The organism is Shewanella sp. MF05913, from assembly GCF_059758095.1.
On the sequence record NZ_JCAYNT010000002.1, the window covers coordinates 353321 to 377643 of the forward strand.

The 24323-nt window shown below is 42.9% G+C and carries 18 protein-coding genes and 1 other RNA gene; 10 read left to right on the plus strand and 9 right to left on the minus strand.

All coding sequences use genetic code 11. The features are described 5' to 3' along the window. Window positions 1-18: 18 nt before the first annotated feature. Window positions 19-594 (minus strand): UPF0149 family protein, encoded by a 576-nt coding sequence (locus AC19MV_RS04950; RefSeq protein ID WP_498296575.1) that lies wholly within the window; start codon window positions 592-594, stop codon window positions 19-21. Window positions 595-816: 222 nt separating this feature from the next. Here AC19MV_RS04950 and AC19MV_RS04955 point away from each other — a divergent pair, with 222 nt between their 5' ends. The 6 genes from AC19MV_RS04955 (at window position 817) to AC19MV_RS04980 (ending at window position 8444) form a co-directional block, all read left to right on the plus strand. Then, on the plus strand, window positions 817-1125 hold the full coding sequence (locus AC19MV_RS04955) for a cell division protein ZapA (protein ID WP_188953784.1): 309 nt from the start codon (window positions 817-819) through the stop codon (window positions 1123-1125). A gap of 45 nt (window positions 1126-1170) precedes the next feature. Continuing rightward, window positions 1171-1352, plus strand: a non-coding RNA gene (gene ssrS, locus AC19MV_RS04960) — 6S RNA. Window positions 1353-1647: 295 nt separating this feature from the next. Beyond that, on the plus strand, window positions 1648-3108 hold the full coding sequence (locus AC19MV_RS04965) for a glycerophosphodiester phosphodiesterase (RefSeq protein ID WP_498306091.1): 1461 nt from the start codon (window positions 1648-1650) through the stop codon (window positions 3106-3108). A 48-nt stretch (window positions 3109-3156) separates the two neighbouring features. Then, entirely contained in the window at window positions 3157-5622 is a 2466-nt protein-coding gene (locus AC19MV_RS04970; protein WP_498306093.1) for a peptidase associated/transthyretin-like domain-containing protein, read from the plus strand. A gap of 83 nt (window positions 5623-5705) precedes the next feature. Beyond that, on the plus strand, window positions 5706-7598 hold the full coding sequence (locus tag AC19MV_RS04975; protein ID WP_498306095.1) for a hypothetical protein: 1893 nt from the start codon (window positions 5706-5708) through the stop codon (window positions 7596-7598). 150 nt (window positions 7599-7748) lie between these two features. Continuing rightward, window positions 7749-8444 carry a 5-formyltetrahydrofolate cyclo-ligase gene (locus AC19MV_RS04980; RefSeq protein WP_498306097.1) on the plus strand — a complete coding sequence of 232 codons (696 nt, stop codon included), beginning with the start codon at window positions 7749-7751 and terminating at the stop codon, window positions 8442-8444. 476 nt (window positions 8445-8920) lie between these two features. Here AC19MV_RS04980 and AC19MV_RS04985 read toward each other — a convergent pair whose 3' ends face one another. The 4 genes from AC19MV_RS04985 to folX all read right to left on the minus strand — a co-directional run bounded on the left by AC19MV_RS04985 (window position 8921) and on the right by folX (window position 12376). After that, window positions 8921-10213: an O-acetylhomoserine aminocarboxypropyltransferase/cysteine synthase family protein gene (locus AC19MV_RS04985; RefSeq protein ID WP_498306269.1), complete on the minus strand. Its 1293-nt coding sequence runs from the start codon at window positions 10211-10213 to the stop codon at window positions 8921-8923. Between the two features lie 192 nt (window positions 10214-10405). Further along, entirely contained in the window at window positions 10406-11134 is a 729-nt protein-coding gene (folM, locus tag AC19MV_RS04990; RefSeq protein ID WP_498306099.1) for a dihydromonapterin reductase, read from the minus strand. A 189-nt stretch (window positions 11135-11323) separates the two neighbouring features. Continuing rightward, window positions 11324-11992 carry a GTP cyclohydrolase I FolE gene (folE, locus tag AC19MV_RS04995; protein WP_432399885.1) on the minus strand — a complete coding sequence of 223 codons (669 nt, stop codon included), beginning with the start codon at window positions 11990-11992 and terminating at the stop codon, window positions 11324-11326. Window positions 11993-12013: 21 nt separating this feature from the next. Beyond that, entirely contained in the window at window positions 12014-12376 is a 363-nt protein-coding gene (gene folX, locus AC19MV_RS05000; RefSeq protein WP_160052566.1) for a dihydroneopterin triphosphate 2'-epimerase, read from the minus strand. A 170-nt stretch (window positions 12377-12546) separates the two neighbouring features. On the opposite strand from folX, the gene AC19MV_RS05005 reads away from it, so the two are divergent. The 3 genes from AC19MV_RS05005 to AC19MV_RS05015 all read left to right on the plus strand — a co-directional run bounded on the left by AC19MV_RS05005 (window position 12547) and on the right by AC19MV_RS05015 (window position 14756). After that, window positions 12547-12936, plus strand: a complete 390-nt coding sequence (locus AC19MV_RS05005) for a thiol-disulfide oxidoreductase DCC family protein (RefSeq protein ID WP_432399886.1) — start codon at window positions 12547-12549, stop codon at window positions 12934-12936. An 11-nt stretch (window positions 12937-12947) separates the two neighbouring features. Further along, window positions 12948-13823, plus strand: a complete 876-nt coding sequence (locus AC19MV_RS05010) for an SDR family NAD(P)-dependent oxidoreductase (protein WP_498306101.1) — start codon at window positions 12948-12950, stop codon at window positions 13821-13823. A gap of 132 nt (window positions 13824-13955) precedes the next feature. After that, window positions 13956-14756, plus strand: coding sequence for a 3-hydroxybutyrate dehydrogenase (locus AC19MV_RS05015; RefSeq protein ID WP_498306103.1), 801 nt, complete (start codon window positions 13956-13958; stop codon window positions 14754-14756). A gap of 486 nt (window positions 14757-15242) precedes the next feature. Here AC19MV_RS05015 and AC19MV_RS05020 read toward each other — a convergent pair whose 3' ends face one another. Both AC19MV_RS05020 and AC19MV_RS05025 read right to left on the minus strand, forming a co-directional pair. Beyond that, window positions 15243-16181 (minus strand): alpha/beta hydrolase, encoded by a 939-nt coding sequence (locus tag AC19MV_RS05020; RefSeq protein ID WP_498306105.1) that lies wholly within the window; start codon window positions 16179-16181, stop codon window positions 15243-15245. 2 nt (window positions 16182-16183) lie between these two features. Beyond that, the gene (locus AC19MV_RS05025) at window positions 16184-17353 is read right to left on the minus strand and encodes an MFS transporter (RefSeq protein ID WP_498306107.1); all 1170 of its coding nucleotides are present in this window, start codon (window positions 17351-17353) and stop codon (window positions 16184-16186) included. Window positions 17354-17521: 168 nt separating this feature from the next. Between AC19MV_RS05025 and AC19MV_RS05030 the strand changes: the two genes are divergently transcribed. Further along, on the plus strand, window positions 17522-21025 hold the full coding sequence (locus tag AC19MV_RS05030) for a hybrid sensor histidine kinase/response regulator (RefSeq protein ID WP_498306109.1): 3504 nt from the start codon (window positions 17522-17524) through the stop codon (window positions 21023-21025). A gap of 102 nt (window positions 21026-21127) precedes the next feature. Here AC19MV_RS05030 and AC19MV_RS05035 read toward each other — a convergent pair whose 3' ends face one another. Both AC19MV_RS05035 and AC19MV_RS05040 read right to left on the minus strand, forming a co-directional pair. Further along, a complete protein-coding gene (locus AC19MV_RS05035) occupies window positions 21128-21805 on the minus strand; it encodes a response regulator transcription factor (RefSeq protein WP_432399895.1) in 678 nt (225 codons plus the stop codon). Between the two features lie 129 nt (window positions 21806-21934). Continuing rightward, complete coding sequence (locus AC19MV_RS05040) at window positions 21935-24211, minus strand: TonB-dependent receptor (RefSeq protein WP_498306111.1); 2277 nt, start codon at window positions 24209-24211, stop codon at window positions 21935-21937. Window positions 24212-24323 lie beyond the last annotated feature (112 nt).

Consider the following 24323-nt stretch of genomic DNA (forward strand, 5'->3'; position numbering starts at 1 on the left):
GCTAATGAAAGCTAAAAATTAATGAATAGTCGATGACTGGTCGGTGTCATTTAATGGCATGTCTAAACCAAACTCTGAGTAACATAAAATGGCTGACATTCTGACAAACTCTTGCAATTCAACGTAGGCGGTTTCTGATTCGTCATCATCACCAACATCAAATTCAACCTGGGCAATTTCTGCTAAATCTTTAATGACTTCGCGAACGTCCGGTGATGCTTTAGCCAGTTCTGGCTGAATAATCGCAATGCCGGTTAAAAAGCTTTGCGTCCACAGGGCCAGTGCTTCAACACGGTGACTAAGCGAGACTTCTTCTTCTGGCAGTAATAAGGTAAAGCCAAATTCAAAATCTGCTAGACGAGCAACGGTGTCCTGGTAAAGCTCAGCAATTAATTGCTGTAGGTTAGACTCTAGCGGTTGGCCATCATTCATTAAGTCTGCCAGCGGTTTTAGCCACGCATAATTGTCTTGCTGTACACCACCACAAATTAGCCCAACAAGTGCACCGTGCACTTCTACAGGGTGCTGACCAATTTCGGCCGCATCTAAGGCTTTTTTAAGATTTTCGATACATAAAGAAGGTGGGGTTGCCATGGTTTTTTCCTAATAGCGCGATATCTGTCTCAATGCTAGCAGAGTTACTATGATGCTCCAAATACTAGCGCGACATGTGATCAAATTTGTGAATAGTAATACAATGATTGCAGGCGATTTGTTCACTCAAACAACAAATCGTTAAAAAGGGCCGCTGTTGCCTTGCGCTTTTAAATTCAGCCCTATATAGTTCGCGAACTGACTAAGGATTGGGGCGACATTATGAGTAACAGTGCTGTTGATATAACCCTTTTAGGGCGCACCTACTCTATTGGCTGTCCAAAAGGACGCGAAGATGCCTTACGCACCGTTGCCAGAGAAGTTGAAAACCAACTGACAACCTTAAAGTCGCGTACTAACAATTTAAGCCGTGAAGAATTAGCCATCATGGCTGCATTGAACATTGGCAATGAGTTGTTTGAAGAAAAGCAAAAAAATAAGCAATATATGGCGCAAATGGATGAGCGTATTTCGTTATTACAATCGACGTTGGAAACATCATTGGTTGAACGAAGCCGCAAGGATGACTAAACTAAGAATTCAGAATTAAGTGTAATACTTACTTCTACCCTGTTTTGCTCCCTGGGATATGCGCGAACTGGCTATGTCCCTGTGCCGATAATTACAAACCCAGGGTGAATGCTTTTGTTGACATTGTGCATGCTCGGCTCGTACCGAGAAGCCTTAGGAGATGAACATTTACCCGCCTTGAACCTACGGTTCAAGGGCTACGCCGGCAGCGGTGTTCTGGGGAGCATCCTATCATTTGTACTTCACAGTCGCGTTTACATCGCGATTTAATCTCAAATCACTGTGTTACCTTAACAGCATCAATCTTGTGCACCCGTTTATGATGTTATTCAATCTGTCACTAATGACCTAAATTGGTGCATCTCATTGCCATTTCTGTATATTAAGCAACCGTTCGCTTTAGAAAACAGTCATCCATTCACATTTTAAACTTTTAAATTTAGTAACTTTATTCATAAGGTTGTGTTACAAAACACATTAATGTATAAAGCCTTATATATTAATAGCTTGTATTTATGGATTATGACAAGTCTTACCTTTAGCCTGAAGTTATGCGGCATCATTATTGCGTTTCTGCTGTTCTCGTTAACAGGCTGTAAATCTCTCCCTACGCCCTCTCCAGCTAAACCGGTTAATGTTATTCCTCTCGAGTTAACTCACTTACCAACAGATGCTGCTACCCAGGGCTTGAATATTATTGATACTCAGTTGAGCTTAGGTGACCGGAATTTATACCTAGCCAATAATGGCAATATCAAAATGCTGTCTACCGCCCAATGTCAGCTAGAAATATCAGCCCATCGAGGTGACTTTAGACAACCAGAAAGCAGTGCAAATGCCATCGCGTCGGCGTTAAATGATAACTTTAATAGTGTTGAAATTGACGTAATGCTGCTTAAAGATGGCACCTGGGTTAATCATCACGATAGCCAGACAGGCCGCGCGACCGTGTATTACACTGGTGAACGATTTAAACTCAATCGCATGAACTTTCAGGCGTTTTCCAATCTCAAACTACGCGATAAGCAAACTAACAATTTACTCGATCAACGCCCTATTGCCGCTGTTGAAGCCTTTAAAACCTTCGCCGCATATCGCCATAATAATCAACAACTCAATGTAGAGATAAAATCTGATACCAACGGCCAAAAACTCGTTGAGCTTGATAATATGCTCCGAAAATATATTGGTTTAGGAGGATTTTATTATTCAGCCGCGGAACAAGAAATACTCTATAAGCTACGAGGCATTAATCCATCGGTGTATTTAGGGTTTATTCAGGGTGGACACCCAACAAGCATTGAAAAATTAACGGCTGATTTACGTAACGGCGTCAAAAACGATGCTTATTACTTAGATAATCAAAGTAAGCTTGAACTCGTAGGGCGATACGGCACCAAACGTTACCGCTCACGCTATAAAGACTATACGGCAAAATCGTCACTCTCTGCCATACACAAAAAGCTCGGTGATAATTCAGGACTCCACTTGGATATACGCAGCTTTATGCAGCATCCAAACGTTAAACATGACGCTCACCAACTGGGTATGAAGGTCTATACCTATTCACTTAATGGCAGCGAGTATCACCAGTCACAATTAATTAAATTAACCACGGTACAATTACCTGATGGCGCCATTGTTGATGCAACGCCTTATAAAATTTGCCAACGCTTATTTAATGCGGCTGTGCCGGCTAAACGCTATGAGCCATCAAGCCATCTTGGCCGTTATATTGTTTCTTTACCACAAGATGCTGACTTTGACCGTTTTAACGAAATGCGTGGATATCAAACTGAAGGTTACTATTTGTCATTAGATTCTGGCCTTGCTCCAATTAGCCGTCCACCAGTAAAAGTGGAGCCTAATAATATTCCTACCCCATTGTTAGAGCATGGTTTTCCTACAATCACAGATGAAAAAATTGATAACGATACGGGCGAGACAATTATTTTAAGGCTCCCCCAACGCCAGGCTAAATAGCGGTAAAAAAGCATAACGATAAAAAGATGATGGTTGATAAAGATTAATATGACTGAAGATAACAAAAGCCCATTTGCAACAAACTTGCTGAACAGCGCCCCGACACAAAAGAAAATGGAATCCGCGGTAAAACAGCTGGAAAAAGTACAAAAAAGTCAGCAATCAACCGCCAAAAAAGTAGAAAAGCAACAAGCCGTTGAAGCCCAGATTAGTAAAACGGGCCAACCCTTCTGGTGGATGCTGCTGATGTTCGTTTGTTCCGTAATGTATTTGTTCCCGGAAGCAGTATTTAATGCAGCATTAACCGATGTTGCTGGAGGACGAAACTCCAGTATGGAAGACTTACGCTTGGTTGAGCTTTTTGGCCGAACCATCAGCGGTATTGGTGTGACGTTACTGTTAGCAGATTTATTATTAAAAGGTAAACGAGTCGCTAAAGTGTCGCGCGCCTTAGGTTACTTCACCTTAATTGCGGCCATTGTGTGGCCAACGGTATTTTTTGGACAAAAATGGTTAGTCGATCATTTTATTATTGATGCATCAACGCCTGCTGAACGTCAACAAGCTTACTTGTCACAGTTACTTCGCAGTGCATTAATTGAAAACTCAATCAAATTCGAAGGCATAGAGTACGATCCCAATAAAGAACACAATGCGACCGAAAAAACCTTTCTCTCAGTATTTGGTGGGTTGGTTTACGCTGACGATAAATTAGTGGCCGATTTAAAAAACAAAAAAAGTCTGATAATGGAAAAATTTGTCCGCGATCGGGCAATGTCTCGTTTTGATGAACACTATCGTCACTATGATGATTTCCGCCAAACACTTCGCAATAAATATACCGAGTACGCCACGGGATCGAATCAATATAATCAAGCACTAGGCAGTGTACAAACTCGGTCTGATTCGTACTGGTTAGATACCCAAAATCAAGTTAAGCAAGGTTGGGAACAATATCAAAAAGGCACCAAGGCGTATGAAGCAAGAGTAGAATCTCGTGCACAAAAAATTGCGCCTAAACTGTATGACTATTTTGAACGTCGTAATAAATGTGCTGAAAAGAAAAGCGGCAGTAGTAAAGATAGCTGCTTTGAGCGACTGCAAAAAGGTTATGACAAAGAAATAGCCAAATACGGCATTCCTTATATTCCGCCTAATGATTGGCTCATTCGCGAAGAGATTTCAACGTCAGAAAATGTCGGTAATTCTATTATTTCGGGCATCATGACTTTAGGTCTATTCACGGCAATGCAAGCAGCAGATGCAGTAACAGGCGGTGATGCAGGCTTTAAAGATCATCGAATGGTATATACCAACGATGTAAAACACTATAAACGTGTGCTGATGGTAAAAATGGCCCCTGATTTTAGTAAAGAATCAGGAGGTTACCCATTAGGAATTAACTCAATCCATGAGTTTAGAGTACATGAGCTGACTAGCATCAAAGTCAATAAGAAGCTAAAGCAAAAAGGCTTAACGTTATCCCCTTCTTGGTCAATCACTGATCGCAATAGTTTTGATATTGCTGTCGCTAAAAAAGTGCGTCAGCAAGCCGATGCCGAGTGGCGAACCAAAATGAAAGCCAAGGGTAGCGACATGCCGCCTAATTTGAGTTGGCAAGCATTTCAGCAACAAGGCATGATCCAACAGCGTATTCAACGAGAAATGAAAGAGCTGTATGTAAACCCAACACTGGCGGATTGGAATAATCGCGAATTTAAACAACACATTATTGAACCTAATATCAAACGTAAAACCACTGAGTATCTGAATGTACTCGAAGCTCAACAAGTTGAATTTGCCGATGGCGGTGCATTTGAATCAACGGGTAAATCGGCATTACGTTCAACCATTATTCCGCCTATTTCTATGGCGATTAGCTTAGCATTAGTGTTACTTACCGTATTAAAACTCCCGATGAAAGCAGTCGAACTAGTACAAGCTAAACGGGCGTCCTTGACGCCTGAAGTTAAGCCTAATCGCCTGATAAAGCCGGTGATATCAACGGTATTACTCGCGTCAATATTTGTGGTTCCGTTATCAATGGGCGGTAACCAATACACTATGCCTGGCTCATCAATGCATTACTTTTTTGATCAAATGGAAAAGAATGATTCCGCCACAGTGTCATATACACTTAAATGGTTATTAGTGACCCTACCTATGGTGCAGCCTATCGGTTCATCTATTGATCAACGCTTGTTTATTACTGAAGGATTTAATGCCATCAGTGAATCGATTGATCGCTTTGATTTAGCAGTAATGCCCACACATGATTCAACGAAAACCGTTACATCATCACCTAAAAACTCAGCCTTATTGCCACTGACCATTAACAGCAATATTGCCAAAGCCAAGGTTTCAGTGATGAACATAAAACCCAAGTATCAAGCAGGCATGATGTTACGTGCAGGCAGTTACGACATTAAAGTCTCTGCGCCAGGACAAGAGCCAATGAGAAAGTGGGTTTATTTGAAGGCCGATGAAACGAGTTTTGACATCAATTTTGAATAAACAGCTTTTAGCTCAATAACAATAAATAGCTTAATAACAATAAATAGCAAAATGTATCACGCATTGATTATAGGAAGTATTACGTGAGTAAATTAGAACAATTCCAACGATTTATCCGTAATAACGGTAAAGACCTCACTGGTGTTGATGTCCCCGTAATATTAAGTAACGAACAAACAAAACAACCTCAGCTTAAGTTTACTTTTGGGTGGACGATCGAAATTGGGGTAAGTCAGCACGAACATGGATCTTATTGTCCTAATGGCATCCAATCTGGTAGTGCATCAAATGCGAGGGATTACGCCCACGACAAAGCAAAAGAGTATGTTAGCGGACAAAACTCGTTATTTAATGACCGTTTTATAAATATTCTTGGGCCTGATATTTCTAGCAATTTTTTGATCAGAAATAGAGACTTAAAATCTGCACCAGAAACCTATGTAGGCAGCAAAGTGTGTTACAACTGCAGCGGCTCTGGGTCACAAAGCTGTTATAATTGTAATGGCTCAGGCAAGAATTCTTGTACCGGTTGTAGTGGCAGCGGCCGCATTAGTGTGTCACGTTTCGACAGTTATAATAATCGCACGGTTTACACAACTGAATCATGCTCATCTTGCTGGGGAAGTGGCAAAAAAACCTGTTATACCTGCAACGGATCAGGTTCAGTAACCTGCAATACTTGTAATGGTGGTGGATATCTCTATTACAGTTACACCATTGATGGTGATGCTAAACGCAGCACTAAATGGGCTTATAACAGTAACGACTATCACGAATGGACTTCTGAATTCGTTAAAAATAATGGTTTAGACTTAGTTTATCATTTGACCGAGATAGCTGAAGTTGACGTTGAAGGCGCCCTTGATGGTTGTACTTTTATTTATGCTTTTACCGCTAAACTGCCGACGTTACAATTTACCGCTACGATAGATAAAGTCGATACAACAATGTGTTTTGCGGGTAAAAAAGACACAACACACAATGCCGGTGGAGTTTACGATCCTGCTGTATGGTTTGCAGCGCAAAAAATGACCGGAAATGACAAAGAAACCGACAAAGAAGTATTAGCAACACCCGCGATAAAGGACATTATTGAAGCGCACACCACCCAGACTCAAATTGCGTTACTAACAGAAAATTGGGTTTCAAAAGAGATTAACGATGCTGTTATCTCTAACTATCAACACTTAGTCACTAAGTTAAAAAAGCAGAGTGTTAAGGGTATTGCGCCCAACATGTTTTTAAGCTTAATAAAGTACACTTATTTGTTCTTTACGTTAGGAATGTTAATCGCGCTGTTATTTCCTTCATTTGCCGCAGAAACAAGTCATCGCATGAGCGTGTCACAAGTGCCTGAATGGATAATGGCGTTGCTGAGGATGAGATTTGATTTATTTGGGCTCCCCGCTTATATGAACTATGTGTTTGTTTTTGGGCTCCTGTGGTTAAGCTATAAGAGTGTGAAAAAGTGGTATTGGAAAAGTATCAGCAAAACTAAAATATGGTTGTTAGCGATAAGCATCACACTATTATTGCCACATATTGGCTTTACATGTTATTACAATACGTTAGAGCTACTTGAACTATCACCAGCTATCGGTAGCACGCTTGTTACAGGTTCAATATTAGTGGGTGTCTATTTACTTATTATTGGCATTAAAAGGCCACAGAGATGGTATAGCAAGTTGTTAGGCTTACTGGTTGGGTTTGGTATTTTCTGCGCAATTCAATTTGGACTTTATGCCATAAATCCTACCTATGGTTTTATTGCAGATCATGCGCACTATGTTGGTGACGTAACAACGTTATTGGCATCTGGCATAGATTTTATGAAAAACAATGTACTTGAATGGGGCATATTATCTATCAGCTTTACTTACTTCTTAACGCGAAGACGTTTTTGGTTAAAAGCAAAAACCATGGTGGCAGATTATGATAGCCCTGTATTACTAAAATCCATGAATATGGACAAATAGGATTAAGCATTTAGGTTAGTCGAGGTTAATCAGCTGCAACATGAGCAGATGATTAACCAGTGCTTTCATATCGACTCATAAAGCGCTAACCTACTTTCATTCTGTGTTTTGGTGTTTTTTAATTTGTCAGTGATGGAGTACTCCTAATATATGAGTATCACGCGTTTTATGACGAACAACGACAACCGTCCTGTTACGTCTACCTCTTCGGCACGCATTAGCTATTTTGCCACCCCATCTGAGTTTCAAGAGCCTTTGTTTGATAGCACAGACATGAGCCGCGACAATATTCGCCGCCATGTTAGGCAAGAGCGCAACAGTTTATCCACTGAAGAGCAAAGCCAATTAGCCTTAATTGCCAGCCGCCATATGCTGGCAGAAATTCAGGCCCAATCGGCACAGTATGTGGCCGTGTATTTAACCCATGACGGCGAATTAGCCACACAAAAATTGATTGATGCCTTGTGGGATTTAAACATCAATGTTTACTTGCCGCTTATCCATCCATTTTGCAAAGGTCACTTGTTATTTGTACGTTACGATCGTGACTCGGTGATGGTTAAAAACCAATACGGTATTAGCGAACCTAAACTCAATGTGCAGCATGTGATCACTGTTAATCAACTCGATATGATCATCACGCCGTTAGTGGCATTTGATGAACACGGTAATCGTATGGGCATGGGCGGCGGTTATTACGATCGCACCTTAGCTCAAGTTGTTAACAACAACCCCTTAGCCGTTGGTTTTGCCCACGATTGCCAGGAAGTGAGCCAGGTACCAACCGACTTTTGGGATATGCCATTGCCAGTGATTATTACCCCAACGAGACGATTGGCTATTTAAAATAGCTTAATACTATTAAGGTCGTGGCGCTTCGCCCACACCAGACCAAGAAGGGGAAAACTGCTTCCCCCTCTTGGATCTCCCCGGCAGCTCCGGCAAAGTGTTAATCCTTATAGCATAATAAAAATCACCTAACGACTCAGATGGTACATCTGATGTGAAGGGATTCACGAATGTCGTGGTGACATGGATGTCAAAAAACGACCATGTACCCCCGAGCCTGTTACATTTCTGCAAGGCAGGAGCCTAAATGCCTTGAAACACATGGATGTGTGAGAAAGGCCATGATGTCACTACGGCATTTTCATCACGCTATTTCGGACACTTTGACGGAGACACGTTGATACTGCAGATTCCTCTTACATACCAACTAGACTTTTAGAAGGTAGAAATTAAACATATCAGAATAGAAAAAGCCCCATCAATACATGTTATTGATGGGGCTTTTTAGTTAAATGATTAGACTAAAAGTGAGCTTATACAATCGCCTTATCAAGTGCCTGGCTAACATCAGCAATGATGTCGTCGATATGCTCAATACCCACTGAAATACGCACTAAGTCTTCTGATACACCAGCTTTGGCTAGCTCTGCACCGCTGAGCTGGCGATGAGTGGTACTAGCAGGGTGACAAGCGAGCGATTTAGCATCACCAATGTTGACTAAACGTAACACCATTTGCAGCGCATCAATAAACTTACCACCAGCCACTTTACCCGCTTCTGCGTTGGCGGCTTTAATGCCAAAACTGATGATACCTGAGGCTTTACCGCCGGTGATTTTTTGACAGGTTGCATGGTGCGGGCTATTGGGTAGTGCAGCATAATTGACCCAGCTAATACTTGGGTGTTTTTGTAAAAATTCAGCCAGCGCGAGTGCATTACTGCAATGACGTTCCATGCGTAGACTAAGGGTTTCGAGCCCTTGCAACAGCAAAAATGAACTGTGTGGCGACAAGGCTGCGCCAGTATTACGTAATGGCACTACGCGGCAACGGCCAATGTAGGCAGCGGGGCCAAAGGCGTCGGTGTAAACCACGCCGTGATAAGACGGATCGGGCTCATTAAGTATCGCAAAGCGTTTTTTGTTGGCCAACCAGTCAAACTTACCTGAGTCAATAATCACCCCACCAATAGTGGTGCCGTGACCGCCAATGTATTTGGTCAGTGAATGGATAACAATGTCGGCGCCGTGATCAAACGCGCGGCACAATACTGGCGTCGCGACAGTGTTATCAACAATTAATGGCACCCCATGTTTATGGGCAATATCGGCCAAACGCTGTAAGTCGACGATATTACCGGCAGGGTTACCAATTGATTCACAAAATAATGCTTTGGTTTTATCGTCAATTAATGCATCTAGACCGTCAAAGTCATCAAACGCTGCCATGCGCACTTCAACGCCTTGGCGCGGCAGCGTATGAGCAAATAAGTTATAGGTGCCGCCATACAGTTGGCTTGTGCTAACAATGTTGTCGCCCACTTGAGTGAGCGCTTGAATCGCATAGGTAATCGCCGCCATGCCAGATGCCACTGCAAGCGCGCCAATACCGCCTTCGATAGCCGCTAAGCGTTGCTCTAACACACTGGTGGTTGGGTTCATGATGCGGGTATAAATATTACCTGCGACTTTGAGGTCGAATAGGTCTGCGCCATGCTGGGTATCATCAAAGGTGTACGAGGTGGTTTGGTAAATCGGCACTGCCGCAGCTTTAGTCGTAGCTTCTGACTCGTAGCCATAATGTAATGCCAGTGATTCCAGTTTCATGTTTTCTGCAGACATAGCGACTTCCTTGAGATAATTGACTGTGGTGATATTGATTAATATCCACACTACCAATTAGCCATCTAGAAGTCTATAACAAAATACCGCGAAATGATGATAGCCATATAGCGGCACACTTTGTGTCGCTTTATATGCAATGACTAAGCGCTATAATTAAACGCTTATTTTACATGCCTACTTTAAATGCCTACCACCATCTACAGCATAACTGCGACCCGTCACATAATGGCTGCTTTGTAGATAATCGATAAGGCTAATAATTTCATTATTACCGGCCTCCCTTGGCAATATCGCTTTCGCTAATGCTTTGACTTTATAAGCATCATCGTCGTGCTCATTAAATAGAATCATCGCAGGGGCAATCGAGTTCACTTTAACGTGTGGCGCAAGCAAGCTGGCAAATGACAAGGTCATATTATGCAATGCCGCTTTACTGGCCGCGTAAGCAATGTGCTTTTTACTGCCCTTTTCGGCGACATAGTCGGTGATATGAATAATGTTGCTGGCACCGATACTGTCGTCATTGGTTTTAGCGGCAGCAACCAACAATGGCGCTAATGCAAGGTTGATTTGATACGGCGCAGACACATGAATTTGCATCATTCTGGCCATCGTGTCACTCGGGCTTAAGCCGCTGTTGTCTGGCAACCAGTCTGAAGCATTATGGATAATAGTGTCGAGGCGATCATGATGCTTATTGATGTGAGCAATAAGCTCATCAATAGCTGCAGGCTCAGTTAAGTCGCACGAATGCAAACTGGCTCCAAGTTTACCTAACTGCTCAATACTGTCGTAATGAGTACGATAAGTACCAATAACATGATGACCCTGAGCCAAATAATACTTAGCTAGTGCATAACCAATGCGCTTACCTACGCCGGTGATCAGTATTGTGCGTTCCATAATGCTCTCTTTATGTTTGGTTAATGACTTACCCTAAAACTTATCATAAGCAAATTAGGTGCTTATGATAAGCATTTATAATAAACGTTAAGGATTAAACTTTTAATACAAGGTTTGCAGCCTAAAAAAAATGGCCTCAACTCGGGGGAGGTTGAAGCCATTAAATAAATGGAAGTAGACCGTATAAAATTATGCTAAAAATTCAGCACGACTGGCTGGGTTTGCTTTAAAGCAACCGCCAAGCGCCGTGGTTTGGGTGCTCGATGACGTGTCCATAATGCCGCGAGATTTAACACAGTAATGAGTAGCGTTAATGCTAACTGCGACATCGTCGGTTTCGAGCAAGGTTTGCAGTGCCACTAAAATTTGTTGTGTGAGACGCTCTTGCACCTGCGGGCGTTGAGCAAAAAAGCGCACAATTCGGTTAATTTTAGATAAGCCAATAATGTTGCCTTTAGGAATGTAAGCCACTTTGGCTAGGCCATCGATGGTAATAAAATGATGCTCGCAGGTACTTACCACACTGATATTGCTGATTTTAACCATCTCTTCTACACCCATTTTATTGTCAATTTGGGTGATTTTAGGGAAGTTAGCGTAATCAAGGCCTGAGAAAATCTCGTTGACGTACATTTTAGCAATACGATGCGGGGTTTCAGCTAGACTGTCGTCGCTTAAATCGAGGCCAAGTGTCGACACAACTTCTGTCATTAAGCCTTTAATACGCTGATACTTTTGCTCGCTAGTCAGGTCACTTGGAATCAGTGGCGTTTCAAGGCCATGGTCAACTAACGCTTGTTGTACTTTTAATGCTTCTGCAGACAACTCGACGCGAGTTATGTCATTAATGGTGGTCATAATAACATCCTTAATAATAGGTTAGGCTTGATACTCTAAAGACAAAGAAACAGAGTCGGCAAAACGTAATGCATGCGGCTTATCAATAGTCACTCGTGCTAAGGTTACGCTTGGATGTTCACGACAAATGTCGAGCACGTCAGCCACCAGTTTTTCGAGTAATAAGAACCGGCCTTCTTCTACATGCTGAATCACTTTTTTAGTGATTATCTTGTAGTTTAGGGCATCGGCGACATCATCGGTTTGGAACGATCGATCCGCTGGATAATGGATCTCAATGTTGATCACCACGTCTTGCTGTTTTTCGCGTTCGTCTTGGTTAAACCCAATAAAGGTGCGTAAACGTAAGTTGGTGACGTTAATAATAGCTTGGCTTAATGGCATTATTTAGCCCTAGTGGATTGTTTTTAATCTATACGCCAGGGTGAAATAAAAAGATCATAAATCTTAAATGCTCACGCCGATCGCTAAATGATCAATGCTAATCACAATAAAGGTAAACTAGCTTGGGATCTGGTGCGTACAATCTCAATAAAAGCGACACGAGGTGAATAATGGAACTGACAATATTTTACGATGGCACTTGCCCGCTTTGTCTTAATGAAATGCAGCAATTAAAGCGCTACGACAGCTTAAACTGCATCGGGCTTGAAGACATTAACGCGGCAGATATTAATCAGCGTTTCCCTGACTTAGATGTAGAACAAGCCAATACCATATTGCATGGTTTGCAAGCGGATGGCAGTTGGCTGTATGGCTTAGACGTGACTGCTAAGGCATGGGGATTAACAGGTAAACACGGTTGGATAAAACTGCTGCGCCTGCCCGTGATTAAACCTGTGGCAGACCTCGCGTATTTGGCCTTTGCACGTAATCGCTACCGGATATCGTATTTACTGACCGGCAAAAAACGCTGTGATAATGGCAGTTGTAACATTAAATAAGGGCAAAGCGCATGAGCGATTCAACGACAACTGAAACCATTATTGTAATTGGGGCGTCATCGCTAATTGCCCAAGCCTTTATTGAACAAGCTTGTCATCAACACGTAAAGCAACAGCAGCCAAACTTACCTGTCGCAGAGCCGTTACAAATCATCACGGTTAGCCGTCAGGCCAGCATTAAATTGCCTGAACTAATGGGCATTGAACTAACTGACAGCGAACTAACTGACAGTGAACTAACGGGACGTATTAACCACCAGCACTTTAGCTGTGATTATCAACAAGCCTCAATAGAACAATGTGTTAGCGATATCGCGGCGATTGCAGGCACAGTGACTAGCATAGTGATGTGTAATGGCATTTTGCACAGTAAAAACCAGCACATCAGCACAAACGAACCAGCCTTAATGCCCGAGAAACGCATTGAAGATATTGATGCACATTCGTTAGAGCAGCTGTTTTATGCCAACAGTATTGTGCCGATGTTATGGCTAAGCGCCCTCACCCCATTGTTGTCGCAACCTCGTCATAAAGTAAGCGCTGAGCAAAAATGTGTTATCAATATATTGAGTGCTCGAGTCGGCAGCATTTCAGATAATCGCCTCGGCGGTTGGTATGGTTATCGCGCCTCAAAAGCGGCATTAAACATGCTCATTAAAACCACGGCAGTAGAATATGCTAGACGCCTTAAACGCGTGAAACTCATTGCGTTTCACCCCGGCACCACCGACACGCCATTATCAAAACCTTTTCAAGCCAACGTACCAGCAGGAAAGCTTTTTACCCCTGAATTTGTTGCCAGCCAGTTGCACCATATTATGGATAACATTGAGCCAAATGGTGAAGCTAGCTACCTTGACTGGCAAGGCGAGTCGATTAACTGGTAGCGCTCATTGATGTTACGGTTATGGCTAAGTACATGCCAAGTTGCTGATGCCATATGGTACTAAGGTGCCAATTAAATTGTGCCTAAATTGCTTTACCCTGAAAGTACTAAATTGGATTGAGGAACCGATACTATGTCGACGTTACACACGGGACTAAAAGGGAAAGTAGCACTGATTACCGGCTCAACAAGCGGTATAGGCTTAGCCACCGCTCATGTACTGGCTGAACAAGGTTGTCATATCGTATTGCATGGTTTGATGGCGCAAGATGAAGGGCAGACTTTAGCCACTGAGTTTGCTACCCAATACCAAATAAACACCTATTTTAGCAATGCCGATTTAAGAGACTCTGCCTGCATACATGAGTTTATGGATGCAGCCGTGGAGCAATTAGGCAGTATTGATATTTTAGTCAATAACGCTGGCATTCAGCACACTCAAGATGTGGCCAACTTTCCGATTGAAAAGTGGAACGACATCATCGCGATTAACTTATCTTCTGCATTTCATACCATCCAAAAAGTTGTGCCCGCAATGACCAATAAACAATGGGGGCGAATTATTAATATTGCCTCAGTACATGGTTTAGTCGGCTCAGCAAATAAAGTGGCATATTGCGCGGCAAAACACGGCATTGTGGGTTTAACCAAAGTGGTCGCCATTGAGTGTGCAGAGCAAGGCATTACGGTCAATGCGATATGCCCAGGCTGGGTTGATACGCCGCTTATCGGCAAACAAATTGACAACATCGCAAGCGACAAAAACCTGAGTTATGACGAGGCAAAATATCAACTGGTTACCGCAAAGCAACCGTTACCAGAAATGCTAGCGCCGAGACAGATTGGCGAGTTTGTATTGTTTCTTTGTGGCGGCGCGGCAAAAGGCATAACCGGTGCAGCATTACCAATGGATGGTGCCTGGACAGCGCAATAAGCTTGGGGTTATTGTTCTATAAAATGGTAGCGTTATATTATAACTTTCTGTTAAAAAATTTGGTCTGATTACAGCGTAAGATTCTGACAATTTTTTGCGCTAATAAACAATAGTTCAACTTGAGATTAATCTGCAGGCTCAATGATTCTCCGTTCGAAGTGTCCGAAATAGAATGATAAAAATGCCGTAGGGTCATCATGGATGATGACCCAGACTCGGGGGTACATGGATGTACCATCTGAGTCGTAGGCAATTTTTATTATGCTATGAGGATCAAACACTTTGTCGGAGCTGCGGGGGAGATCCAAGAGGGGGAAGCAGTTTTCCCCTTCTTGGTCGGGTGTGGGCGAAGCGCCACGACTTTGATTTTATTAACCCATCGCCAATACGAAACAATGATCACTTAGTTATGAAGAAAGGTATTAAATGTTAGCCCTTATTGATATCGATAAGGGCTTTTTTAATGCCTAAAACAATAAGCAGTGGTTAAGTCTTGGCCATAAACTCAGCGATATGTTGATAGGTTACCATGCATTCATCTTTCACTAAATCGTGCAATAACATGTAGGCGTGGATCATACCGTCGAACGAATGATGCTCGACATCCACTCCAGCAACAGTTAATGCATTGGCATAAGCTATGCCCTCATACCGGAGTGGATCGCAGCCTGCAGTAAAGATCAGCGTTTTAGGTAATGCTGCCGATATCGGCCCAAATAAAGGTGAAGCCTTTTTAATAATATCGGCATCGGTTGATTGAAAATACTGCTCGAAATACCATTTAATCCGAGACGTTTCGAGTAAGAACCCTGTGCCATTACTGTCTAATGATGGGCTTGTTAATGTGTAATCGACACTGGGGTATATCAAAATTTGTTGGTCTATTTTAAGCCGTTTATCCGTTAAGCTATTCATGCTTAAACTGGTGCAAATGGCACCACCGGCACTGTCACCAATAATCGTGACAGAATCTTGATGCTTAACATCACCGAGTAACTCAGCGTAACGTATAAGTACCTGTTCGCAATCATCAATCCCTGCGGGATAAGGATGCTCTGGTGCCAAGCGATACTCAACCGAAATCACCACACACTGAGCAATACTGGCAAGATGACGGCAGATAGGGTCGTACAACTCTACGCTGCCACACATGTGCCCACCACCATGAAAATGCACTAACACTTGCAAAGGTTTATCTGGCGCAGGACTATAAATTCTGACGGGAATAATACGGTCGGGTAACGTCAACGTTTTATCTGCAATATAAGACACCGCTGGAGAGTCACTCATTAACCCGCTTAGTTTGTTTAAGTTTTCCCGCAATATTGTCGGTGTAAATTGGATATTATTTTGCTTAGCCAGGGCAATGTTACTATTTGCCTGGGCCAAAAAATCAGTCAACTTAGTAGACACTGTGCCTCTCATTATCATGACTCCTTTGGTTTACCCGTTTCAGGTAGAAAATAACTGCCCACAAATACCGTGCCGGTAAGCAAGGTAATCATCAAAAATGAACTGGTGTAACTGCCATTATTCATATCCACTAACTTGCCAAATACCCATAGCACAATGGTTGATACCAGGTAACTAATCGACCAGAACAGACTAAACACCACGGTAATTTTTTGCCCTGTCATCTGTGGTAATTCATGGGGAATAGACACTAATGCGGTTATCGGGAAAAAGATAAAAAAGCCTAATACCATCGCACATAAGATTTGTAACCAAGGCTGCGAGCTAAACGATAGCCCGAGTACTGTGATAAAAATAATCAGCCCGCTTAAACGAATAATAGGTAGGCGCATTGGATTTTTTCGGCTGTATAACATCCCCGCAATGGTGCCGATAATGCCAAAACCAATCACCCACTTACTTTGACTAATGCCCGCTTGCGGATAAAAAGTGAATAGGCAGATATAAAATGACAGCAGCCCAGAATAAGTAAACGCGTAGAGCCAATTAAATTTGTCTTTTAGACCGTCCATATAACCATATTCAGTGGGTTCAGATCCTGCTGCGTGGTTAGCCGAAACGGGAGCGTCAAACTTAACCAGTAACCACACCATTGCCAGTACCAAGCTCGCGGCTGAAAACAACACTAAGCTATTTTGCCAGCTGCCCGTAAGTGAATTAATACTGGTCATGCCCCATAAAATAATTGCAGTACCGACGTTAAATGCCACCGCATTTAACCCATTAACCACCGGGCGGTCTTCTGGTACAAACCACTGCATGACAATAGGATTAAAGTACACAATCATAAAGGCTCCGCCTAAGCCCATTAAAAAACGGCTCACCAGCAGTAATTCATAACTCGTCGCTAGTGGCGTCACTATGCCGACAACAATTAATAACGCGGCTAACAAAAAGGCGTACTTGATACCAAACTTTACCGCGACATACGCAGCGCTAAACGTACCGACTATTTTAGCCAGTGTGACGGCACCACTGATAAAGCTTGCAGAGGCTAAACTCTCGATATGCATCGATGCCATGATGTTGTTCATACTGGCAGTACCGCCAACCCAAGCCATGGCAAAGAGCACATAACTCGTAAAGACTAAACCTTCGACCAGATATCTATGGGTTATTTTCATAGGCGTTATCGGTACCTTAAATGACACGAATGGAGTTAAATCATGTTATCTGATGGATATGGATAAATAAGTACTACCTTAGTGCACCGCGTTGTTAAAAATCTTTATCAAACAGGGCGTCTAGTGTAGTTTCGCAAGGATAAACAATAAAAATAATAGGGGAATAACTTGCAGGCTTGGTTATCTATTGATACTTGGTTGATCAGTTCAATTTCGATTGCTTATCTTGCCATGCTGTTTGTGGTTGCACAGTGGGGGCAAAATCGCGCCATAACAACGTTAGCCCAAAAACCCTGGGTCTATAGCCTCTCACTAGGGGTTTGCTGCACATCATGGGCGTTTTATGGCACTGTTGGTCAAGCTGCTACAACGGGCGCCTGGCTTGCCCCCATTTATATTGGTTCGATCATTTGCTTGGTGCTTGCGTGGCCGATGCTAATGCGCACGCTACAAATAATCAAAAGCCAAAACCTCACCTCTATTGCCGACTTTATAGCCTGCCGCTTTGATCGTTCGCCTAAAATTGCCGCCAGCGTTGCCATTGTGTCGCTACTGGGCACCATTCCTTATATCGCCTTACAGTTAAGAGCCATTAGCACCAGTTTTGATTTACTCACGGGCACGTTTCAGTCAGGCATTAGCACCGCATTTGTTGTTACCATTGTGCTGATTATTTTTAGCGTGTTGTTTGGCGCGCGCCAACTCTCCGCCAGTAAGCATAATCACGGCTTAGTGTTAGCCATTGCGTTTAGCTCTATCGTTAAATTATTTGCTCTGACGGCGGTGGGGATATTTGCCACTTTCTTTATATTCGATGGCTTTGGTGATTTGCTCAGCCAAGGGCAACACATTCAAGAAACCAGCCAATCAGACTCGACTTATCTTGTGGTGTCGCAGGTTATTTTGGGCGCGATTACCATCTATGCGTTACCGCAACAATTTCACATGATGATGATTGAAAACAATCATGATGAAGAGCTTAAATCTGCACGTTGGATGGTGCCGTTATATCTGTTATTGATTAATATTTTTGTATTGCCGATTGCATTAGCCGGACAACTTAGCTTTCCTGGCGGCAGTGTTGGCGCAGATACCTATGTACTGACATTACCGCTGTTTTATCAACAAGCATGGCTCGGCATATTGGTTTATGTCGGTGGACTTGCGGCGGCAACCGCCATGGTGATTGTGGCGGCAATTGTATTAAGCACCATGATTTCGACTGAAATTTTAACCCCATTACTATTACGGCTACCCAAATTTAGCTCTCAACAAACCCCGCAATTATCAGGTATTTTATTAAATTTACGCCGTGTTTCTATCGCGGTGATTTTACTGTCGGCCTTTGCATTTGAACGCTTTATCGATCAGCAAAATCACTTAGCCAGCATTGGTTTACTCTCATTTGTGCTGTTGTCTCAATTTGCACCCGCTGCAATTGGTGCCTTGTATTGGCGAAATGCCACTACTCAAGGTGCTTTTGTGGGCTTAATTATGGGCAGCATTGTGTGGCTGTATACCTTACTGTTGCCGGTGACATTTCCTGAAGCGCATTGGGTTAAATTTGGTTTGTTTGATATTGCGTGGTTAACCCCGACAGCCTTATTTGGCTTAACCAGTCTAGACAATATCAGCCATGGGGTATTTTACAGTTTAGCGGCAAACATTGGCTGCTTTGTGATTATCTCACTGCTTAAAGAGCAAAGTGTTGGCGAGGTGTTGCAAGCCGATTTATTTGTTAATAGAAAACCGGTGCAGCCAGAGAGACACTTGTCGGTCGATGACTTAGCCAGTTTATTAAACCGTTTTATTAATAAAGATGAAGCAGATGCGCTAATTGCTGAATCTAAAAAACGTGCGGGTAAAGATCAGCAACAACAACTTATTGATTATACTCGTTTAAAATTATCTGGCGTACTCGGATCCGCCTCGACCAGAATGGTGATGAGCGCTGCATCACGCAGCCAACAAATGCCGTTAGAAGATGTAGTAAGCATTGTTGACGAAGCTAACCAAATTTTTGAGTTTAACCGTGAGCTGCTGCAATCTGGGGTGGAGAATATTGAACAAGGCATTAGTGTTGTCGACGCCGACATGCGTTTAGTGGCCTGGAATCAACGTTATATTGAACTGCTCGATTACCCGCAAGATTTTGTCAAAGCCGGATTGCATATTGAACAATTAATTCGCTTCAATATCGACAGAGGAATTATTGTCGGCGATGAAGCCCATGAGTTGGTGGAAAAACGTTTAGCGCATATGCGCGGTGGCAGCCCACATCATTTTCAGCGCACCATGCTTAATGGCAAAGTATTAGAGATCCGCGGTCAAGCCATGCCTGGTGGCGGCTTTGTCAGTACATTTGCTGATATTACCGCGCACATTGAAGCTGAAAAAGCATTGCAATTGGCCAATGAAACACTCGAAAAACGGGTAGAAAGCCGCACCCAAGAATTGGAAAAAGCTAAAGCTGAGGCCGAGGCTGCTAACAGCAGTAAAACCCGCTTTCTAGCCGCGGCCAGTCATGACTTAATGCAGCCCTTTAATGCATTAACCTTATTTACCGACATGCTAAAGCAACGGGTAAAATCGACCGAGTTGCAAGATTTAGCCAGCCACATTGAAGAGTCATTAACCGTTGTTGAAAGCTTATTATCTGACCTGGTGGAAATATCACGCTTAGACAGTAAGTCGCTCAAAACCGAGCAAAGTCAATTTGCGATAGATGACTTACTGTCGACCTTAGTCAATGAGTTTAAAGCATTATCGGTTCAACAAGGTATTGATTTTAAATACCAAATATCTTCTTGTTTTGTAGAAAGCGACAAAAGACTGCTGCGCCGTATTATTCAGAATTTTTTATCTAATGCGTTTCATTACTCCCCTTCGGGCAAACGCAATCAGCATATAACATCCAAAACCTCTTCGCCTGACAATAAAGCAAATGGGCAGACTAGCAATACCGAGTTTGTCCCAAAAGTGTTATTAGGCGTTAGGCGGCTTGAGCACGCTTTATTAATCCAAGTTTGGGACAATGGTCCAGGTATTCCGCTTGATAAACAGCAAGCCATTTTTTGTGAATTTGAACGCTTAGAGCTCACTCGTGAAATTCCGGGGTTAGGACTAGGCTTGGCGATATGCGATCGAATTGCCAAGTTGTTGGATATCACAATATCGCTGCATTCTGAAGTGGGTAAAGGCACGTGTTTTAGTGTTGAAATACCCCGTGTATTACAGCAGAAAAAGCCAATTAAAGTGACTGAAACTGCCGAAGATGACATAAGCAGTGACAGCACTAATATTACCGTGCTGGTGATCGACAATGACGACCTGATGCTTAAAGCCATCTCATCTTTGCTCAGTGGCTGGGGATGTCAGGTGATTACCGCTAAAGACCAACCTAGTGCGATACAACAATTAATGACTCAACCTACACCCAAACTCATTATTGCTGACTATCATTTAGAGGACGATAAAAATGGGGTCGACCTGGTGGAATACTTACTGGCCAATCACGTTAATGACAGTAGCAAACCCACCTGTGTTATTTGCTCTGCCGACCCGTCGGAATCCGTAAGACAACACACCAGCAGTGCCCAGTTTAGTTTTGTACGCAAACCGCTTAAGGCAATCGCCTTAAAGCGGATTATAAAACAATTAACGCCAGAGTAATTAATACCACCACGACATAAACAACCACAAAAAATGCCTCACAGGGAGGCATTTAGGCTTAGCATTGACTCGTACTAACCCGCATTCATTGCGTCTTATCAATTATGCTTGCGCCTCCACCTGCTGGTTTTCCGTTGAGGTAATCATTAATTGCTGGAACACTAATCCTGCTTGGGTGCGATTATTGATTTCTAGTTTGAGCAAAATCGCTGAGACATGTTTTTTTACTGTGGTTTCTTTAATGTTTAAGTCATACGCAATTTGCTTATTTAACCGACCATTAGCAATGTTAGCCAGCACTGTGTATTGCTGCGGCGTGAGTTGGGCTAATTGCTTTGCCAAACGTTGATGCTCAGCGGCGGTGTGTTGATCAGCACTGATATTGGTGTGCTCGGGTAACCAAACGTCCCCCTCTAGCACTGTGTCTATTGCGGTTGATATCTGGGTTAAGTTTGCCGATTTAGGAATAAACGCACTGGCGCCAAAATTGATCGCTTTACGGATAATCTCTGGCTGATCGTCAGATGACACCATGATGACTGCAATGTCAGGGAAGTGATTTTGTAATAACGTGAGGCCAGTAAACCCGTCATTCCCCGGCATGTGTAAATCAATAAAAATAAGCTCAATATCGGGGTGTAGCTCCACTAAGGCTATTAACTCTTGAAAGTTTTCCGCCTCTAACACGTGTGCATCGTTGACGCTTTTTTGCACAGCCTGGGTGAGTGCAGCACGAAATAGTGGATGGTCATCTGCAATGGCCACTTTAATTTGAGACATCATGACTCCCTTACATTCGTTGTTATTGTTATTGTTATTGGAACGATAAAAAGAATAACCGGTTCTGATGAGACCGGCTATTCTTATCTGACCTGATGTGAAGGTCTCTTTGATAAGTGACTACAACAATTAGAACGTATAGCCAACCGTTAACGAAATAGTCTCTGGGTCGCCATAGTAACCCACTAAGGTATTATCGCCGCCTAAGCCAGGGGTAAAATCACCATCGCCTGTTGGCGTGACAAAGGCGTAGTTACCCACCAAATACTCTTCATCGGTGACGTTTTTCCAATGTAACCCAGCATTCCAATGACCATCATTGCTATACCAATTAACACCAAAGTTAAGCAAGCCGTAACCATCCTGGCTCAATAGGTTATCCACTACTGCTAAATCGTAATCGCTGCGGTAGTAGTAATTACCGTTAATGATAAAGCTGCCAATATCGGCTTCAATGTTGTAGCTAAAGCCTAGGTTGGCGGTGGTGTCTGGGGTATTAGTAATGGTGTAGGTATCGCTAATATCAATTTTAGTTCCAAGGTCATCGTAAGAGATCACTTCGTCAAAAGTAGCGTCAATTAAGCCGACATTAGCAAATAAGTTAAGTGAATCTGTCGCAGCATATTCAACCTCAAGCTCTAAGCCTGTGGCGGTTGATTTACCGATATTGCCTAAACGCTGATTAAGGTCTGAACTGTCTTCGCCTGGTAGCACAGTGACAAACTGTCTGTCCTTATGGTCGAGGTAAAATGCGGTGGCATTTAAACGGAGATTATCGTTCCACTCACTTTTAAAACCAATCTCGTATGAATTCACCGTTTCAGGATCAACCGCAGGCTCTGCGCCCGTTGCTCTTGGGTTAAACGTACCTGATTTAAATCCTTGTGAGTAGCTGGTAAATACCATCAAGTCATCATTCACTTGATACTCTAGACCGATTCGTGGATTGAATTTAGACCATGTTTCTTCGTCATCAAGCACTTTAGGTATTTGCGACTCAATTAACGCGTCATCGCGCACAAAACCAGGATACCAGCCGGTTTCAGGATAAATACTATCGAAAATAACTCCGTTATATACCGTGGCCTCTTTAGATTCGCGAGTATAGCGACCGCCTAATGTCATCGACAATTTTTCGGTAAAACTGTATGAACCTTGCACGTAAGCGGCGTAGCTTTCGCTATTATTACAACCACTGACTTCGCGAGTGAGTCCGCCATAAGCTTTAAAGGCTTCTTCTAAAATCGCATCGAACACGCCACAAGAATCACCGTCAAAATAGTAAATACCGGAAACTAAATTGAGGTTATCACCGACATAGTTAACTTGAAACTCTTGGCTAAATTGCTCATCTTCATAAATAGCCGGCACATCGAAAATACGTAAGCTGGTATTATCAAAGTCGATGTTGGTGAGAGACTCGCCTTCACGCTTTGCGGTAACCGATTTCGCACTCCAATTCTCATTGAAATTATATTCGACCGTTGCGCTCCAGCCTTCTGTTTCAACCTTATTCCAGGTAGGCATACTGGTGTAAGAGTCGTATTTGCTATCAGGCACTGGTGCGTCAGTTAATAAGCTAGGAAGTAGGCGATAGCCGCCTTTTGAGTTGGAGTCATCTTGGGTTTTATCGTATGTAAAGCGCATAAACAGGTCGTCTGTAGGTGTGTACTCAACACTTAACCGCCCTGCCATTACATCTTTATTATAGTTCTCGGTATCTTGGTCATCTAATGCTGAAGTTTTAAAATCACCAAAGCCGTCACGGTTTAAACTCGCAAAGGCAAAACCAACGTAAAGTTTGTCATCAACAATGGGTAATTGACCGGCAATTTTGGCATCTTTTTGGCCATAGCTGCCCACGGTGCCTTTAAGGCTTAATTCTCCGTCACCAGACATTTTTTTAGTGACATACTTAATCGCGCCACCAATGGTATTTTTGCCGTATAACGTGCCTTGTGGCCCGCGAAGCACCTCAATACGTTGTACATCAAGAATGTCTAACACTGCGCCTTGCGGACGGGCAATATAGACATCATCAATGTAAATACCGACACCAGGCTCGTAACCCCACAATGGGTCTTCCTGGCCTACACCGCGGATAAAGGCTGTTAGCGTAGAGTTAGTGCCTCGGCTTGATTGTAATGTGGTGTTAGGGGAAAACTGCTGAATTTCGGTCATCACGCTGATGCCATTTTCGGCTAACTCTGTGGCACTCACCGATGTCACCGCCACAGGCACATTTTGTAAACTCTCTACAGTTTTACGTGCAGTGACTTCAATGCGCTCTAGTACTGGTTGCTTAACGTCGCTGTTATTTTCTTCTGCGGCTATCGCATGCTGCGCGGTTAACACTGACGAAATGGCTAAGGCAATGCAGCTCATTTTAATCGTATTCTGTTTCATACAGGTCCCCGTTGTAATAGTTATTATTAATGGTTTTACTTACTGCAAATTCTGATTAACAACTCATTTTGCTTATTGGTTTATTGACGATTCTTTGTTCACATATTGACTG